Genomic DNA, 17,100 nt, shown 5'->3' on the forward strand with positions numbered 1-17,100 from the left:
CCGGGCCGATTCCGGCCGTCCAATGTTAGCTTGTGATGACGCCATTGCACTTTGCTATGGATGTGTTTGCGTTGCAACAAACCCGCTCCCGGCAAGGCTCCCGCTGGCATGCGCAAACGTGATGGAGGGATCAGAAACCGGTATTGGACGCTGTCGCTTCCCACATGCAATGCTGCGGTTCCGTCTTCAATCTCTGCAAGGAATCCCGATGACGCAATACAAGAACCTGATCGCCGGCGAATGGGTGGCCGGCGCCAGCGAGGCAGACAACATCAATCCGTCCGACACCAACGACATCATCGGCCGCGCCAGCCACGCCAGCGCCGCGCAGGTGAGCGACGCCATCGCCGCCGCGCGCGCCGCGCTGCCCAAGTGGAACCCCGGCACCTCGCAGCTGCGCTCGGACCTGCTGACCACGATCGCCAACGAACTGTTCGCCCGCAAGGAGGAACTGGGCGAGCTGCTGGCACGCGAAGAAGGCAAGACCCGCGCCGAGGCCATCGGCGAGGTCGGCCGCGCGGCCAACATCTTCCGCTTCTTCTCCAGCGAAGTGGTGCGCATCCGCGGCGAGAAGCTGGCCTCGGTGCGCCCCGGCATCGACGTCGAGATCACGCGCGACCCGGTGGGCGTGGTCGGCATCATCACGCCGTGGAATTTCCCGATCGCCATTCCGGCGTGGAAGATCGCCCCGGCGCTGGCCTTCGGCAACACGGTGGTGTTCAAGCCCTCCGAGCTCACGCCCGGCACCGCGCATGCGCTGGCCGAGGTCATCCATCGCGCCGGCGTGCCGGCCGGCGTGTTCAACCTGGTGCACGGCACCGGCGCGGTGGTGGGCGACGCCCTGCTCTCGGGCGTGGACGCGATCACCTTCACCGGCTCGGTCAAGACCGGCAACCAGATCGTCAGGCGCGCCACCGAGCGCATGATCCGCGTGCAGGCCGAGATGGGCGGCAAGAACCCGCTGGTGGTGCTGGACGACGCCAACCTCGACGTCGCGGTGGGCTGCGCGCTGGACGGCTCCTTCTTCCAGACCGGCCAGCGCTGCACCGCGTCCAGCCGCCTGGTGGTGACCGAGGGCATCCATGACCGCTTCGTCGATGCGCTGGCCACCCGACTGGCCCAGATCAACATCGGCCCGGCGCTCAAGGCCGGTACCCAGGTCGGTCCGGTGGTGGACCGCCGCCAGCTGGAGCAGGACTTGCGCTACATCGACATCGGCAGCAGCGAAGGCGCCAGCGTGCGCGTCAAGGGCGAACTGCTCAAGCGCGAAACGCCGGGGCATTACCTGTCGCCGACGCTGTTTACCGACACCACCAACCAGATGCGCATCAACCGCGAGGAAGTGTTCGGCCCGGTGGCGGCGGTGATCCGCGTCAAGGACTACGACGAGGCGCTGGCGGTGGCCAACGACACCAGCTTCGGCCTCTCGGCCGGCATCTGCACCACCTCGCAGAAGTACGCGCGCCACTTCCAGCAGCACGCCGAAGCCGGCCTGACCATGCTCAACCTGGCCACCGCCGGCCTGGACTATCACGTCCCCTTCGGCGGACGCAAAGGATCGAGCTACGGCCCGCGCGAGCAAGGCACCTACGCGATCGACTTCTACACCATCGTGAAGACCTCTTACCTCAGCGTGTGAGGCAGGCCCGCCGTTCCGGGCCGCGGCCCGTTTGCGCACAGCCGCCGGCGCGCAAGGCGCAGCTGTGACATAGTCGGAAGGCGGCGCCGGGCAGGCGCCGTCCATCAAGAGAACAATATCCAGGAGACGTGAAATGAGTCAGCAATCCCCGAAGATCGGTTTCATCGGACTGGGCCGCATGGGCCTGGGCATGGCATCCAACCTGCAACGCAAGGGCTTCCCCCTGACCGTGTACGACATCAACAAGGATGCCGTCGGCGCGCTGGTCAAGCTGGGCGCGCAACCGGCGGCCAGCGTGGCGGAGGCGTCGCGCGGCTGCGACATCGTCATCACCATGCTGCCCAATTCGGCCATCGTGAGCGAGGTGGTGGGCGGCGCCGACGGCGTGCTGGCCAATACCGCCGGCGGCGCGCTGGTGATGGACATGAGCACGGTGGAGCCGGAAGTCACCGACCGCCTGGCAGCCGAGGCGAAGCAGCAAGGCAAATCCTTCGTCGACGCGCCGGTGGGCCGCCTGGCCAGCCACGCCGACCGCGGCGAATCGCTGTTCATGGTGGGCGGCGCCGAGGCCGACTTCCAGCGCGTGCTGCCGATGCTGCAAGCCATGGGCTCGACCATCCACCACTGCGGCGAGGCCGGCGCCGGCACCCGCACCAAGCTGGTCAACAACTACCTGGCCGTGGTCTCGTGCCAGCTCAACGCGGAAGCGCTGACGCTGTCGCAGCGCTTCGGCCTGTCGCTGGAGAAGACGCTGGAAGTGCTCTACGGCACCACCGCCACCAACGGCCAGCTGAAGATCGCATGGCCGGACAAGGTGCTCAAGGGCGACATCAGCCCCGGCTTCACCATCGACCTGGCGCACAAGGATCTGACGCTCATCGTCAGCGCCGCCAACACCGCCAAGTCGCCCATGCCCATCGGCGCGGCCGCCAAGGAAGCCTTCAGCACCGCGCGTGCGCGCGGCTTCGGCGGCAACGATTTCTCGGCCATGGTGGACGTGCTGTGCGACCTCTCCCACACCGAGAAGCCGCGCCTGAAACAGTGAGAATGCAAGGAGAATAGCGTGCAGCGTTACCAACTCTTCATCGACGGCCAGTTCCGCGATGCCGCCAGGGGAAACTGGTTCGACTCTTGGAATCCCTTTACCGGCGAAGTCTGGGCGCAAGTGGCGGCCGGCACCGCCGAGGACGTCGAGCGCGCGGTGCAGGCCGCGCACCGCGCCTTCACCAGCGGTCCATGGCCGGCGCTGAGCCATAGCCAGCGCGGCGCGCTGCTGCGCCGCCTGGGCGAGCTGATCGCGCGCGACGCCGAGAAGCTGGCCGAGACCGAAGTGCGCGACAACGGCAAGCTGATCGCCGAGATGCACGGCCAGCTGAACTACATCCCGCAATGGTTCCACTACTTCGGCGGCCTGGCCGACAAGGTCCAGGGCGCGGTGATCCCGCTGGACAAGCAGGATTACTTCAACTTCACCCGCCACGAGCCGGTCGGCGTGGTGGCCGCGATCACCCCGTGGAACTCGCCGCTGCTGCTGACCGCATGGAAGATCGCGCCGGCCCTGGCGGCCGGCTGCACGGTGGTGTTGAAGCCCTCGGAATTCACCTCGGCCTCGACGCTGGAATTCGTCAAGCTGTTCGAGGAAGCCGGGTTCCCGCCCGGAGTGGTCAACGTCGTCACCGGCTTCGGCAAAGATGTCGGCACGCCGCTGGTGGAGCACCCGCTGGTGCGCAAGATCAGCTTCACCGGCAGCGACGCCACCGGCCGCGCCATCAACCAGGCCGCCGCCGGCCACTTCAAGCGCGTGAGCCTGGAGCTGGGCGGCAAGTCGCCCAACATCGTGTTCGCCGACGCCAACCTGGAAGACGCGGTCAACGGCGCCGTCTCCGGCATCTTCGCCGCCACCGGACAGACCTGCATCGCCGGCTCGCGCCTGCTGCTGCAGGACTCCATCCACGACGCCTTCCTCGACAAGCTGACCGCGCTGGCCCGCACCGCGCGCATGGGCAACCCGCTGGAAGCCGGCACCCAGGTCGGCCCGGTCACCACACGCCAGCAATACGACAAGGTGCTGGGCTACATCGACGTGGCCAAGCAGGACGGCGCGCGCCTGGTGATGGGCGGCGCCCCGGCCGAGCGCCCCGAGTGCGGCCGCGGCTGGTTCATCGAACCGACCATCTTCGCCGACGTGAACAACAAGATGCGCATCGCGCAGGAAGAAGTGTTCGGCCCGGTGCTGTCGGTGATCCGCTTCAAGGATGAGGACGAGGCCGTGGCCATCGCCAACGACTCGGCCTACGGCCTGGGCGCGGGCGTCTGGACCGGCGACATCGGCCGCGCCTTCCGCATGTCGGCGCGCATCCAGTCCGGCACGGTATGGGTCAACACCTACCGCGCGGTGAGCTACATGTCGCCCTTCGGCGGCTACAAGGATTCGGGACTGGGGCGGGAGAACGGCATGGACGCGATCCACGAGTACCTGCAGGTGAAGAGCGTGTGGATCAATACCGGGGCCAAGACGGGGAATCCGTTCACGATGCGCTGATTGCGCTGATGCGGGTCAAGAAGCGTGAATGAACGAAGCTGAAGCAGGAATGAAAAAAGCCGACTTGAAGTCGGCTTTTTTCTTGAATCTGGTGGAAAGTGCAAGGTTTGAACTTGCGACCCCTGCAGTGTGAATGCAGTGCTCTACCACTGAGCTAACCTTCCATTTGGACCAGCGTTTTGTGTTGCGCGCCAATCGAGAAGCAGGATTATTACAAAGTTTCGCGGCTTGTGCAAGGGCTGCGTAAATAATTGCTGGATTTTTATCCGGCATGCCTGCGATATGCGGCTTGCCGGCCACAAACCTCAGGCGGCCGGAGCGGCGGCGGCTGCGTCGGCTTCCGGCGGCGGCGGTTCGAAGCGCCACACGCAGCTGCCCCGCACTTCCTTGTCGAGCTGGTTGAGCACGTCCTCATGCAGCGCGAGGTCCTCGTCGCCGGCCGGGACCACGATCACCTGCGCCAGCGGCGCCAGCTCCATCGCGCCGGCGCCCTCGCCTTCATCCTCGCCGCCGGCCAGGTCCATGGTCAGCGAGTTCTGGCCGCGCGTCATGGCCAGATACACCTCGGCCAGCAGCGCCGCATCCAGCAGGCCGCCGTGCAGGGTACGGTGGGCGTTGGAGATGCCGTAGCGGTCGCACAGCGCGTCCAGCGAGTTGCGGCGGCCGGGGTGGATTTCCTTGGCCATCTGCAGCGAGTCGATCACTTCGTCGACGTGCTCCTTGAACGGCGGCAGGCCCAGGAGCGCCAGTTCGGCGTCAAGGAAGCCGACGTCAAACGGCGCGTTGTGGATGATGATCTGCGCGCCGCGCACGTAGTCCAGGAATTCCGGCGCGATCTTCGCGAAGACCGGCTTGTCGGACAGGAATTCGGTGGTCAGGCCGTGCACCGCCAGCGCGCCCTCTTCGGACTCGCGCTCGGGGTTGATGTAGAAGTGCAGGTTGTTGCCGGACAGCTGGCGGTTGAGCACTTCGACGCAGCCGATTTCAAGGATGCGGTTGCCGGCGCGCGGCGAAAGGCCGGTGGTTTCGGTGTCGAGGATTACTATCCTGTTATTCATGGTTTGTAAATTTCATTATCTGTCACACTATTTTTCCTGCATTTTTCTTCCAAGAAACTTAAGAACGTCAAAAATTTCACGCAAAAACTCTTGCGAGAAGTGTAAACAGAACCAATGCTTCTTTTAAAGTTAGTGAAAGCGTAAACGCAAAGATAGAGAGGCAAGCCGATGAGCTTAAAAATCCGATCCCTCATTGCCGGAGACGGCGAGCGACTCAGTCAGCTTTATTCGAGCCTAGAACCTTGGCCGCTATTTTACCCGACCGCCTTTATCGCCCGCAGTATTCGCCTATCGACGACCCATGCCACACAATTAGTGCATCTTGAGGCCATCAAACGGGCGCTTGAATGGGCAGACCAAAACAACATTGACTTGGAAGTGCGCTTCCAAAGACACGAATTCTTGCAGCTGCACGAAATCGACAGCCTGACACGATCCCTGAACACAGCTCGCCGCGGAAAGCAGGGCGAGACCATTGGTGAAAGCAAAGGCAACACGTATGTCTCATATGCCGCCCAGTATTTGAAGTGGCTCGCAGAGGAACTCGTCACAGACTCCTACCGCACTGAAGTCAGGAACATGATCGACCTCCAGCACAAAAGGCTGGTCGACAAACTGATTTCCAAAACAGGCTCTCAATCAGCAAAAAGGCAGCGGATATTGAATCAGCATCTCTCGGAAGCAACGCGAGCGCAACTGGAAGCGTTATGGATCGAACCGTTTGTCGGTCTCTTCCGGTCCGCAGATCGTGGCTCGCGCCTGCGCACCATCGTAATGCTTCGGATTCTCTATGAAACCGGAATGCGGCGCGGCGAAGTGCTCAGCCTAAAACTGAAAAATGTGTCGGAATCGACCGGTGGCATGGGCGCACGGTTGGAAATTGAGCGAAATCATCACGATGAGTTCGACAGCCGTGTTGCCCAGCCAGTCGCCAAAACCGGAGGGCGAATCGTACCGATCACACCAGAACTGGAAAAGCTGCTCACAGAATATATTGTCCGATATCGAGCTGATGTTCCTGGCGTTAGCTTTGACAATGAAGGCTTTATCTTTGTGACGCATCGCGCAGGGCGCGGGCAAGGCAAGCCCCTGTCGATCTCCAATTGCGATCAAGCTCTGGCAAGCCTCAAGAAGGACTTCCCCGCCTTGCTCGAACTCCACTTCCATTTGCTTCGGCACGACTGGAACTACCGGTTCTCGAAAGAGGCAGATACGGCCAAGATGGATGCGGAAAATGAGTCGGAAATACGCAAGACCTTGATGGGATGGTCCGTCGAGTCAAAAATGGCCGCGATCTATAACGCGCGCCACGTTCAGGAACAGGCGTTCAGCATTGGACTCAAGGTTGCTAGCGCTACCGAACGGCCGGTCCCCACCATTCTTGATGGCGGTGGCGCAAGCCCAGAAGCTGGGCCTCTTCGTCACCAACGCCGAATAAAGTGAATCTGATAATGACCACGTTAGAAGAACCCATAGCGTTCCCGAGCCTGGACCTGAACCGCACTACCCAGCCGCAAGCAGAGCCTAGCGAACTTGTCTGGAAGGGTGATACGTTGAAGTGGATTGGCATCGGAAACTTGAACTGCTCAGCTTTCAAGGTATTGGCACCTGAGGCCTACCGCTCCCTGCGAGCCCATGTCATTTCGTTCGCACAAAGCGGAAAGTACGCGTCTCAGACATGGTTTATGGCAATTGCGGCCATTCACAGATCTCTCGCTGCGCACCCTACCCGTGAATTCGACTTGGGGTGGATCGTCAACGCAATCACGCGGCCGGGCTTCCACTCGAGAAAAAGCACAATTGTGTCGTTCTTTATGTACTGGCATGACCGCTATCCCCACGCCATCACCAGCGACGCGCTCCAGTTTCTTGTACGCTCCCTACCCAAGAGAAAAAGAACTTCCAAAGTCCTGTCTGATGACCCGGAAGAGAGCTGGCTCACCGACCTGGAATATGACGCTCTAATAAGATGCACCTGGGATAACTACGACCGGGGCCACACCGGCACCCAGATCACACTGATGCGCCTGCTGTCGCTACAGTATGCCAGGCGCCCTATTCAAATTGCGCAACTCAAGATCGGCGACTTCCGTGACGACCCGGCGACGGGTGCCAGCAGTAGTGAACGCCGTATCCATTTTCCGGGCGCGAAGGACCAAGGTGCGAAGCAAAACTTCCGGGATAGTAAAGAAGAAGTACACCCGGTGGCTGACCACCTGTGGGACCTGTTCCAGATCCAAAAGCAGGATGTGAAAGCACTGTTCGAACAACAGCTAGGCAGCCCCCTGACCGAGCCCGAACTGAAACAACTACCGGCGTTTACCAGTGGAAAGCAAATAGATCAAGCCATTAATACGCTGAGCGAGCATTACCGTGCCAACTGGCGCGCTAGATTAGACCACCGTCTGTTCCACCTCGAGGACGTCAAGGTAAGCCGTGTTCTGAAGTGGGCAACAAACACGCTGGGAGACTACAGCAAGCAGGGCAAGCCCACACCGCCCCTTAGCCACCGCACTGGTCGACCAATCCGGGTCAATGCCACCCGCATGCGTCATACCCGCGCACGGCAGTTGGCACGGCTGGGCACGACAAAGCACGTCCTCTCCTTCTGGCTGGGCCATACAAGCGAAAAATCGCTTGCTGCGTACTATAACGACCCTGCCGAGGTAGCACGGCAAATCAACGACGCCATGAAGGGCGCGCTGGCTCCGATAGCCATGGCCTTCACCGGGAGGCTGCTGGACGATGAATCGCAGGCAACCCGGGCCAACGACCCGGAGAGCACACTGGAATTTGCTGCGCAACGTGATTTGAAGAATGTCGGCAAATGCGGAAAGCACAGTTTTTGCTCGACTACGTCGGTTCCGATCCCCTGCTATCGCTGCAAAATGTTCGAGCCACTGGTGTATGCGCCGCATGAAGAAGTGCTGTATGCGTTGGTGAAAAGGCAGACAGAAGAGGATGCGATGATCAAGATCGGCGGTGCCCGTAAACTGCTGGCCCCCATTGATCTCGGGCCTGACATCCGCGCCGTTCAAGCCTGCATCGCCCGGTGCAATGCCCGCAAAGCTGAGCTAGAGGCAAACCATGATTGACTCGAACATGATGAACGTCATTCAATTTATCCCGCGCAAGGATCTCGCAGCGCAAGAAAATCTCGACGCTTTCATTGCCCTAGCCCGCGATCGCCTCCCCACTTGGGGTCACCTGGAAGGCTTTTCTTGGGAAAGCGTGACCTGGCCGACGACGTTCAGAAACTTTCGCTTCACGAATGAAGAAAATTCCCGCTTGCATCCGTCAAAAACACCCACACCCGAACAGGTGATGCACCCGGCATTCATGCAAGTGGCAAAGGCGTACCTACGGCAGGGCCACCATCTAAAAGAACGCAAGACTATTGCCCGTGAGATGCAAGCGCTGCGCATCCTAGAATACGTTCTCCGGCGGGATATGGGTGTGCCCAACATTACCCAAGTTTCGCAGCGCCACTTCGACCAGGCAATGACCATACTGGAAGGACGTACAACAGCACCATCCATTGCCCAAGAACTCCTCACCATCCTGAAGCAACTGGCGGACTACGCCATTGTCACTCCGAGCGCCCATTACTGGCAGCATCCATACCATGGTGCGCGCAGCTATGAGAGAACTCGCGGCGCTCTGGCTCCACAGCATATCAAAGATGAAAAGCTACCAGACCAGGATAGCTTGCTCGCCATCGCAGAAGTGTTTGCCCGCGGCTTTCATCAGCCGCTAGAAGACTGCGATGTGCTAATCACTGGCCTTACGGCACTGCTGCTTTCTGCGCCGATGCGAATAATGGAAGCCATCCGTTTTAGAGTCGACTGCATAGACAGCGACCAAGATAAGGACGGCAAGACCCAGTATTTCCTAAAATATTGGGTTCCTAAAATCAACGAATTCGCGCGCAAGCCTATACCAGAAACCATGGCGGAGATAGCCATTGAGGCCTTGCGGCGCTTGGCCAAGGTGACGGAAAAGGGGCGGAGCCTGGCGCGTCACATGGAAGACAAGCCCACTGAATTCTACCGCCATGCAGCCTGTCCACGCGTTCCTGCCGACCAACCGCTTACACCTGCGCAGGTGGCTCAAGCCTTAGGTTTTTCAGATAGCAAAAGCGCAAGTTCCTTTTTCAAAATGCGCACTGGATCACATTCAATGACCGGATGCACCCTGAACTCCTTGTGGCAGATTGTCTTGGAGGACCATCGGCAATTCAACCCGCATTTCCCGTATCAGGAGCCGGTAGTCCCAGGCACCGAGCCCCCACTGAAAATGTCCGAATCACTGCTGTGCTGCCTGCGTAACCAGTTCTCGACCAAGGCTTTTACGAGCCCCGTTTTGCTGACCCCCTTCGACCTTAGTTACTACGCCCGGCACCTATGCGCAACACAAAAAGATGGGAAGGCATCATCCGCTTGCTTTTACACCCGCCATGGCTTTGAAGCCATCAAGTTCAAGTCCCACTCCGCGCGGCACTGGCTCAACCGCCGAGCTAAGCAAAGCGGCGTGCCTATCGACGTAATTACGTCTTGGAGCAGCCGTTCGACAAACCTACAAACCTGGACCTATCTCGACAACGATCAGGGCGCAGCGGCCTCAGCCTCCTTGAGGGTACAGGAAGTGGAGCAAAGCACGCAGGCACCTGTCACCAACGAGGAGGCCGAGCTCTATGCGCAAGGTCCCATTCACCGTAGCCGATATGGGCTGTGCCTACGCAGTTGGCGGGTCGGCCCTTGCAACAAGTTCGCGGATTGCCTGAACTGCTCGGAAGTCTTGATCTGCAAAGGAGACCGCTTTGCTACCGAGGTGATTGCCGCTGAGCGCGATGAACTGGCTAAAACGTATTTCGCTGCGCAAGAGGCCATCACGCGGGGCGAGCGCTCAGCCACGCGGTGGGTGAAGGTCAGCGGACCGCAGATCCAAAAACTGGACGAGTTGCTATCCATCCTGAATAACGAACAGATCCCTGACGGCAGCCCAATTACGATCACCGGCCCGGCAGATTTCAACCATGAGCAGCCCCTTGTCAACGGGAAGGCGGAGGAAGCCGGTGTCAAACTCCTGGAAAGAACCACTTTGACTATCGAGTATGGGGCCGATCTGCTGGCCTGCCTTGACGAGTTGAGGAACTAAAAATGCCCAGAGCAATTACAGACAAAGACGTGCAGTTGATAGTCGAGATGATACGAAACTGGCCAAAAAAAGAGCCGTTCAAGTGGGAGACAATTTGCATCGGCACCCGGACCATCCTCGGCTATGAGCCAACCAGACAAGCCCTACACAAAAAGCCGGCGCTGGTGAACGCCTACAAAGTTAAAAAGAAGCAGCTACGATCTGAAGCGGACAGAATCAGCAATGTGACGCGACCTCGGACCACTCTAGAGGCAATGGAAAGAATAGCCAAACTACAAGAGGAGAACGATCAATTAAAGGCCGAGATTGTAAAAATGGCAGAGATTGCTCAGCGATTTATATACAATGCCTCGATACATGGTCTCAAGCGCGAGCAGTTAATGAGACCTCTCGTAGAAAAGAAGTTGCAATCCTAAATACCAGAACAGCGATTTTCCATGCTTCGGAGCCAGAGCAATCTGGCATTTGGTCTGACCGTAGGACGACCAAGGCTACGCTCGTTCCAGGGGAGATCAGACGCTTGGGTCTAGCTCTGTACGAAAAAAATGTGATCGACGCAGATTCTGCTTCTCTTCTGCTGGACATGCCACGAGGCGATACTTGAAGCGGATGCATTGCCTCTGGAGCCAAAGTGCACTCAAGAGAAATAGTGCTGAAGGTCGCTCGATTGTGAGTCCTTGATCGCCTTTGCCCACTCCGCAAATTGCTCGAGCACCTCAGCGTCTGCAATTGGCTCCGTACTTTTTTTGGGGCGCACGGCTCTCCAGTAGACAATCAGGCGGCCATCAAGATCCATATTGATGGACTGAACGGTCCGAGTGATGCCACCATTACCGATGTAAGTCGAACGCGGCCTGATATCGCTTTGATCCATACTATCCTTACTGCCGCCAGTTTTTGCCCCACAGTGTCCGGCACCGCGTGCGCTTCTCCGACGACCTACGTCATCCTTTTTACTGATACTTTTTCGCCTCTTCCCGCATGCGCCGCTGATAGTCAGAGTACTTGCTGTCCGAACGAGCCTGCACGGCATTTCGGCAATTGACGCCTTGAACCGTCTCTTCCCAAGCCAGCCGCTCAGACGGCGACATCCTGCTCAGCTCCGCGCTCTCCATGTTCCTGCATGTCCCGGCCACTAGTTCAGCTTCGTCAGAATGCTGACTGAAATAGTTTTCTGATTTTGGCCCGTCAACGGAGCCTTTCTCGCATCCAGCTACGACGAGGCAGCTTAGTGCGACCATGATCGACAGCATATTTCGTTGAAGCATACGAATAAAACCCTTTGGTAGCGCCCTCCCCTGGCAGCATGACGTCGACCGCCCGCCAGAGCGATGGCATTAATGCGCTCTATAGTACGAATACAAAACAAATTATAAACGCGAAATTCTGTCTTTTGACAGAATTAAAGGCGGACTGTGGAGCTGAAGTATCGTAAAGCCCTTGGCAGAGCGGTGCGTCGCCTGAGAAATCAGGCCTCACTGACGCAGGAGGAGTTGGCGTTTGAAGCGGGATTGGAAAGAAGCTATGTGAGTCTGGTCGAGTTGGCCCAAAAGGATCCTTCCTTCACAACGTTACAGAAAATTGCCCTCGCCTTGAATTTCTCCATGCTAGAGCTCTTTCAAATCTACGAGGAAGAACTCAGATCGACTGAAAAGGAATTGCCGCCTCGGCGCGGGCGGCCCGTGCCGGAGAAATAGCATCGCTACACACCCGTAATAGTGAGTGACGCAGGTGTTAGTAGATGCAACTAGATGGGCTGATGAATTGCGTTTATCGCTTACCTTATGTGAAATCGGCTTTGCGCAATTGAATATCAACGCGAGTCACGTCGAAATCAACGTCTTCGACTTCCGGCATTGCCAGTGACGCCGCGATATTGCGAGGCCGTGTGAGCAATTCTTGGTAATCCTGAAAGCTCAAGAGGACATGCGTAGGGGCGGTGCCGTCACGGATAATTACTACCGGACCTTTTTCGGCTGCGCAAAGTGCAGTGTGCACATCTTTGGCAAGCTCTTGGTTGGACAAATAGGAAATTGGCATAAGGAACCCCTTCGGTGCGGTGCCGAGTCAGAGATCAAAACAATCTACCGGATGGAGAGGTGTGCAGCACCAGGAAGAAATTATACGGTTATCTGCACTACGGTTGATATCAGGCTTATGCCCCTAGCATGTGGTTTCCGGAGTCGGAATAGAAACGGCCCGCCAAAGCGGCCGATAGCAGTCCTAAACGCGGTGTGATAAGATTTATCTCAATCGCCTGGCAGCCCTCATCCCCGACAACGGTTCTAGTCGGCTGTCGAGTTTCAGGCAAAACGTAAGCGAAAGCCCGCCTCTGGCGGGCTTTCTCCATTTCCGGCCTCCGTTTTTTTCATCTTGCATTGCTGAAAATAAATTTCTAGCCTGCAAAGGTGACTCGACTCAATCCATTCGAGCCAAACGACCTTACTCCAGACGCTTGGCCGTCGGCACCAGCACCGAGTATTACTGCACATTTCATTTATATCTGTAGGGCCGCTACTGGCCGGTAGCAGACCAAGGATATAAACTCTAGCCAATTTATAAGCCCAGTGGAGGAAGAATGCTGGCTTCACCAATTGCAATGGCTATCCCCCTGCTGTTGCTTGTACTCGTATTAATCCTTCTAGGGTGTTTCGTAATGTGGCTTTTATCCCTCGGCGCCGCGCCTCTGGAGCCACGAGATGTTCCGGCACCGAAGGCGCAGACCCCGAAAGAGGATGATGATGACCAAGCTGAACACCAGAGTGCATCCACATAGCCAGTTATGCCGGATTCTGGCCGTTTTCGGACATGAAGAGATGCCTCTACTGATTTAGAAAAGCGCATCTTCCCCGCGCTGCCATCTTATTGAAATCATAGAGGTCATCAGAAAAAGACCGTTCTCGTGTGAGCCACTTATTGTGCTCAAGTGTTTTCACCGTGACTTTCACTAGGCTATCCGACATATCCCAAATTTCACTTTTCTCGCAGGTCTTTCTCACGCCTCGAACATCGGAGATGAATTCAAAGCTAGAAAAGGCGCGGTCGGCAGCCTTGTTATACGCAAGAAGCCGTCTTCTTTTCTTGTCTACGTGGAACATCCCCAGATACTCTCCGCCCGTAAGTCTGGTCAGTTCCAAATTCAATGAATAGACCTGTCTTTTTGCGTCGTATGTATAGACGTCATAAGAGGCGTAGCCGTAGCTGCCGTTGTGACCATTCTGAATTGCGACGTCGTCATGTCCATCGAAATTGAAATCTCCGATGACTATATCGCCGTCGTCTGTCGCAGTGAACGATTCTTCGTTTGAATTGGAATTTCTACTGACGCTGATGCTAAAGTCCTCCGACTCAATTTCTACAATTTTCTCGTGCGTTTCTAGACTAAATAAGGAGACCCTGGCTGATCCTTTGCACGCGTATTTGTCACATTGATTAATTTGGATTCTCGCGGAGTATTTCCCAGAGATCTGCGGTACGACGACAACCGCCGCCTGCGCCAATGAAGATAGAGAAAACATGACCGAGAACAATATGCTCTTCATTTTTCGATTGATCCTTCTTTTTCAAAGACGGCTCCTTGTGGCCGATAGTCGACGCACGATCTACAAATCGGTTTTAGACCGGCTGATACTGCGCCCGGCCATATAACCCGCAATAGCTGCCAAGAGAGATATAAGCCATTGTTCCTGGCTTTCGAGATAGTAAGGTGCCAAAACGGTATTTAGTGCCAACCAAGCCCCCCCAAAGGCAATCAGAGCACTGATGACAGCATATGTGGTGCGATCGGGTTGCGTCATGTTGGTCTTTGTATTCAAAGACGGTTTTTTAATCAACGGCGAATCCAAGTGGCGATTCTTCAACCGGAAATTGAAATGCAACGTCCTATCCCCCACAAGCCATTTAACAGGAGTTTTTGGTCCGATATTGGCTGCCCAGGTCGGAGGAGAAGAGGGATAAACCTCTGCAACTTGGCGATCGTCAATCTCGACGCTTAATCGGTCGTTGGTAGATGAATACTGTAGGAAATCTGATTCACATATTGTTAATAGCAGGGTTTCCATCGTAGCTTTTGAGTCAACCTCATAGACGGCTTGAAGCTCGTTTGCCTGGTCATCAGCAGAACAGCAGGCTTGGCGGAGAACGTTGATTCGCATGCTTGAATTAATGATTTAGTCGGCTTCTGGCCGGTAAGAGAAAGAGCTTTGAGTGCAGGATGTAGATACCGTCGCGGGTGGCGACCGGAGATATAAGGACGACGATAGACGTTTCATGGATTGCATTCACTTCCAAGATCTGGAATCAACCATATCCTTTGCTTCTTGACGTCCGCATGTCAACGCCTGCTGGGACGATGTTTGGAACGTCCGATGGATACTCGTCTGGATTCGACCGTCAATGCTGATACGCCATAGCCAGCCGTCCGCAAACAGCGGCTGAACTGCCTCCACCTGGATCAATCGCTCTCTGTACGAGAAGTTTTCTTGAGGCATTCTGCACCCGTCAAAAATATTGTTCTCCCACTAGAATGCCAAAAGGCCTTAAGTAGTGCATCATCAAATTGATAACAGGGAGGGAGAATGGCTGAAGACCTAGCTGCCGCATACGCACTTATTAAAGAGCAAGGCATTCAAATTGCTCAAATGGCAAAACTTCTCGAGAGTCACATTGCTATCCGTGAAGCTCACAATACCCTTCTGCAGTCGCTAATTCCATTCGTAAAGGACAATCCAGATTTCCGGCGCATAGTGACGGATGTGCATACTGTGCGCTTGACCTCTCATCTTGATCGAGACGTCAGCAATGACTTCATAGGAAAATATACCGAGGGAGTGAATGCTCTTCTACCGCAGGAACTGAGATTTCCAATACCTTCGGTAGAGTTCTAAACCATAGTAGCCCGACAGGGCTTCCTGGTGCAGGTTTCATTTTCTGGCCATGGATGTTGCGGGCACAGAAACACCCCCAAGCGTTCCGTGATCTCGGGGAGAAATGGAACCTTGGGGGCCGGCCTTATCGGGGGGATTTGGCCATTTGCTAGCATCAGCACTAGAACCATACAATTTCAGCGATTAATTTAAGTCCGCGAAAAGGGCCAATAACGAAGCTCAATTCTGACTTATATATCTCTCAGACTCTTGGTTCACGACTACCACACGGTTCTAACGCAATAGTCGTTCCTTTGAATTTACTTCAACGAGGTCTACTAGCGGCCAGGAGCCAATATCGCATGACTGCGAACTAGCATTCTTATTTCATTCGTTCGAGAACATAATATGGAAGAGTTTTCTTGGGATCCCCTAGATTTTCTATATGCGTTGGAAGTCATCCCTGAAATTGGCGAGTACGAAACTTCTTACAGATATGTCGTTAAACGGGCGTCTTTGCGTCTTGACCTAACGATCTGGCCGCTAAACAAAGATGTCGAACTCGCGCTCTCGGTCGAAAATATCGCTGAACCGGTGATTCACTTGCAGTTAATAGACTGTCCTGGTGCACGCGTCATCAACGATAAGCGCGGAAAATTTATAGAATTTTCTGCAGCCAATTTATTTACCGGCCGCTACGACACGACTAGTCCTGCCCCCTATGGTTTCCGGCTACATCTCCAACCCCAATTGCAAGTGACGACGTTTGCCTACGCCGTTTAGCATCCACCTCTCTTGAGGTAGTCCGGTTCCGGCCAATTGCGGTCATTCTAATATCCGAGAATTTTTCAGCGACACGACGACCAGTGCCGTCAGGCGTGTCCTTGCCATAGGAGTTGGACTGTCGGTTTTCTCGCGGATTTGATCTCCTCCATTTGGCCCAACTTTCATTCTCGTCCTTAGGTCCTTAACTCGCCACGGGAGTTCTTGTAGCCCTGATCCTCAAATCGAGGAAGGGAATTGATACGGTTCATCCCAATTTAAGCCGCTTCTCCGCCAATGGGCTACGTATTATTCCGGCTCGCCGCCAGATCAAGCGTACCCAAGATATATTCGCGGGTGGAAAAGTGCTTCCCAAGGCGTCGTCCAGCGCCGCGTCCATTGCCATGTCGAATCGATTCTGCCGTTGGACACCTATGTACTGGTTCGCGGCATAGCCATAGGTGGGATGTGGCGGGTTATAAGGGGTATCCATTGACAGCTCCGGTCAAAAGACAAGACCGTCTTTCGACGGCCCCGGGGATTTTTTCTACGATTTCTTTCCATCCGTCTTGTGAGACGTCGAGTGGTTCTGCTTCTTCGCTACGACCGACTGCTTGCCGCCTGTTGCTGAGTCGCCGTCGTTATCGTGGCTGGACTTGACAGTCTTGCCGCTACTCCCTCCTGCGGCCGCCATTTTCTTGTCGGTGCTGCTGTCTTTGCTGCGTTGATTGTTGCTGGACATGTCATTTCTCCTTGAGCGCCGGTTGGCAATTCGCCCGCGCCTCCGATATACATGCGCCGACGATGAGACATGCTGTTCCTATTGGAAACCAGCGGATGTAGGTGCAAGGCCTATGTAACTGTAGTCATCCTGGCCATCCGAAAAATCAGTCATTCCAGTGGCTTGTAGGCGATACCAGATTGCGTCCGCTATGTTTGTCACCGTACATACCAGACGCTGTTATTGGACTACCGTGAAGGTTGGCCGTCATCCGGGCAACGACCTCCGGAACACTTGTCATTCTTCACGGCATGGAGATGTTCTCAGTCCTCACGCGCGCCCGGTCAGGGCCAATA

16 protein-coding genes and 1 tRNA gene are annotated in these 17,100 nt (G+C 56.3%); 10 read left to right on the top strand and 7 right to left on the bottom strand.

What is annotated here, in order from left to right; translation table 11 throughout:
- Positions 1 to 208: 208 nt before the first annotated feature.
- The 3 genes from CEJ42_RS12550 to CEJ42_RS12560 all read left to right on the top strand — a co-directional run bounded on the left by CEJ42_RS12550 (position 209) and on the right by CEJ42_RS12560 (position 4,181).
- Positions 209 to 1,639, top strand: coding sequence for an aldehyde dehydrogenase family protein (locus CEJ42_RS12550; protein WP_088751286.1), 1,431 nt, complete (start codon positions 209 to 211; stop codon positions 1,637 to 1,639).
- Positions 1,640 to 1,772: 133 nt separating this feature from the next.
- Positions 1,773 to 2,684, top strand: a complete 912-nt coding sequence (locus CEJ42_RS12555; RefSeq protein WP_079218784.1) for an NAD(P)-dependent oxidoreductase — start codon at positions 1,773 to 1,775, stop codon at positions 2,682 to 2,684.
- 18 nt (positions 2,685 to 2,702) lie between these two features.
- Positions 2,703 to 4,181, top strand: a complete 1,479-nt coding sequence (locus tag CEJ42_RS12560) for an aldehyde dehydrogenase (protein ID WP_088751287.1) — start codon at positions 2,703 to 2,705, stop codon at positions 4,179 to 4,181.
- 89 nt (positions 4,182 to 4,270) lie between these two features.
- Here CEJ42_RS12560 and CEJ42_RS12565 read toward each other — a convergent pair.
- A tRNA-Val gene (locus CEJ42_RS12565) sits at positions 4,271 to 4,345 on the bottom strand.
- 141 nt (positions 4,346 to 4,486) lie between these two features.
- Positions 4,487 to 5,239: a DNA polymerase III subunit epsilon gene (gene dnaQ, locus CEJ42_RS12570; RefSeq protein ID WP_088751288.1), complete on the bottom strand. Its 753-nt coding sequence runs from the start codon at positions 5,237 to 5,239 to the stop codon at positions 4,487 to 4,489.
- Between the two features lie 168 nt (positions 5,240 to 5,407).
- Between dnaQ and CEJ42_RS12575 the strand changes: the two genes are divergently transcribed.
- Genes CEJ42_RS12575 through CEJ42_RS12590 form a run of 4 tightly spaced genes read left to right on the top strand, consistent with a single transcriptional unit; the run spans position 5,408 to position 10,812 of the window.
- Positions 5,408 to 6,682: a site-specific integrase gene (locus CEJ42_RS12575; protein WP_088751289.1), complete on the top strand. Its 1,275-nt coding sequence runs from the start codon at positions 5,408 to 5,410 to the stop codon at positions 6,680 to 6,682.
- A gap of 8 nt (positions 6,683 to 6,690) precedes the next feature.
- Entirely contained in the window at positions 6,691 to 8,334 is a 1,644-nt protein-coding gene (locus CEJ42_RS12580) for a site-specific integrase (protein ID WP_129587708.1), read from the top strand.
- Positions 8,327 to 10,396, top strand: a complete 2,070-nt coding sequence (locus CEJ42_RS12585) for a hypothetical protein (RefSeq protein ID WP_207760419.1) — start codon at positions 8,327 to 8,329, stop codon at positions 10,394 to 10,396. Before CEJ42_RS12580 ends, CEJ42_RS12585 begins: the two co-directional genes overlap by 8 nt.
- A 2-nt stretch (positions 10,397 to 10,398) precedes the next feature.
- Positions 10,399 to 10,812, top strand: a complete 414-nt coding sequence (locus CEJ42_RS12590) for a hypothetical protein (RefSeq protein WP_088751291.1) — start codon at positions 10,399 to 10,401, stop codon at positions 10,810 to 10,812.
- Between the two features lie 221 nt (positions 10,813 to 11,033).
- Here CEJ42_RS12590 and CEJ42_RS12595 read toward each other — a convergent pair whose 3' ends face one another.
- Entirely contained in the window at positions 11,034 to 11,270 is a 237-nt protein-coding gene (locus tag CEJ42_RS12595) for a hypothetical protein (protein WP_088751292.1), read from the bottom strand.
- A gap of 541 nt (positions 11,271 to 11,811) precedes the next feature.
- Between CEJ42_RS12595 and CEJ42_RS12600 the strand changes: the two genes are divergently transcribed.
- Entirely contained in the window at positions 11,812 to 12,093 is a 282-nt protein-coding gene (locus CEJ42_RS12600) for a helix-turn-helix domain-containing protein (protein WP_088751293.1), read from the top strand.
- An 85-nt stretch (positions 12,094 to 12,178) separates the two neighbouring features.
- Here CEJ42_RS12600 and CEJ42_RS12605 read toward each other — a convergent pair whose 3' ends face one another.
- From CEJ42_RS12605 to CEJ42_RS24505, 3 genes are all read right to left on the bottom strand, one after another.
- Positions 12,179 to 12,436 (bottom strand): prevent-host-death protein, encoded by a 258-nt coding sequence (locus CEJ42_RS12605; RefSeq protein ID WP_088751294.1) that lies wholly within the window; start codon positions 12,434 to 12,436, stop codon positions 12,179 to 12,181.
- Positions 12,437 to 13,218: 782 nt separating this feature from the next.
- On the bottom strand, positions 13,219 to 13,938 hold the full coding sequence (locus tag CEJ42_RS12610; protein WP_088751295.1) for an XAC2610-related protein: 720 nt from the start codon (positions 13,936 to 13,938) through the stop codon (positions 13,219 to 13,221).
- A gap of 60 nt (positions 13,939 to 13,998) precedes the next feature.
- Positions 13,999 to 14,550, bottom strand: a complete 552-nt coding sequence (locus CEJ42_RS24505) for a hypothetical protein (RefSeq protein WP_129587709.1) — start codon at positions 14,548 to 14,550, stop codon at positions 13,999 to 14,001.
- A gap of 423 nt (positions 14,551 to 14,973) precedes the next feature.
- Between CEJ42_RS24505 and CEJ42_RS24510 the strand changes: the two genes are divergently transcribed.
- Together CEJ42_RS24510 and CEJ42_RS25240 are read left to right on the top strand one after the other, a co-directional pair.
- Entirely contained in the window at positions 14,974 to 15,282 is a 309-nt protein-coding gene (locus CEJ42_RS24510) for a hypothetical protein (RefSeq protein WP_129587710.1), read from the top strand.
- A gap of 387 nt (positions 15,283 to 15,669) precedes the next feature.
- Positions 15,670 to 16,044 carry a hypothetical protein gene (locus CEJ42_RS25240; RefSeq protein ID WP_243397853.1) on the top strand — a complete coding sequence of 125 codons (375 nt, stop codon included), beginning with the start codon at positions 15,670 to 15,672 and terminating at the stop codon, positions 16,042 to 16,044.
- Positions 16,045 to 16,570: 526 nt separating this feature from the next.
- Here CEJ42_RS25240 and CEJ42_RS12620 read toward each other — a convergent pair.
- The gene (locus CEJ42_RS12620) at positions 16,571 to 16,765 is read right to left on the bottom strand and encodes a hypothetical protein (RefSeq protein ID WP_088751296.1); all 195 of its coding nucleotides are present in this window, start codon (positions 16,763 to 16,765) and stop codon (positions 16,571 to 16,573) included.
- Positions 16,766 to 17,100: the final 335 nt, after the last annotated feature.

The organism is Herbaspirillum robiniae, assembly GCF_002213415.1.
Lineage (GTDB): Bacteria > Pseudomonadota > Gammaproteobacteria > Burkholderiales > Burkholderiaceae_D > Herbaspirillum > Herbaspirillum robiniae.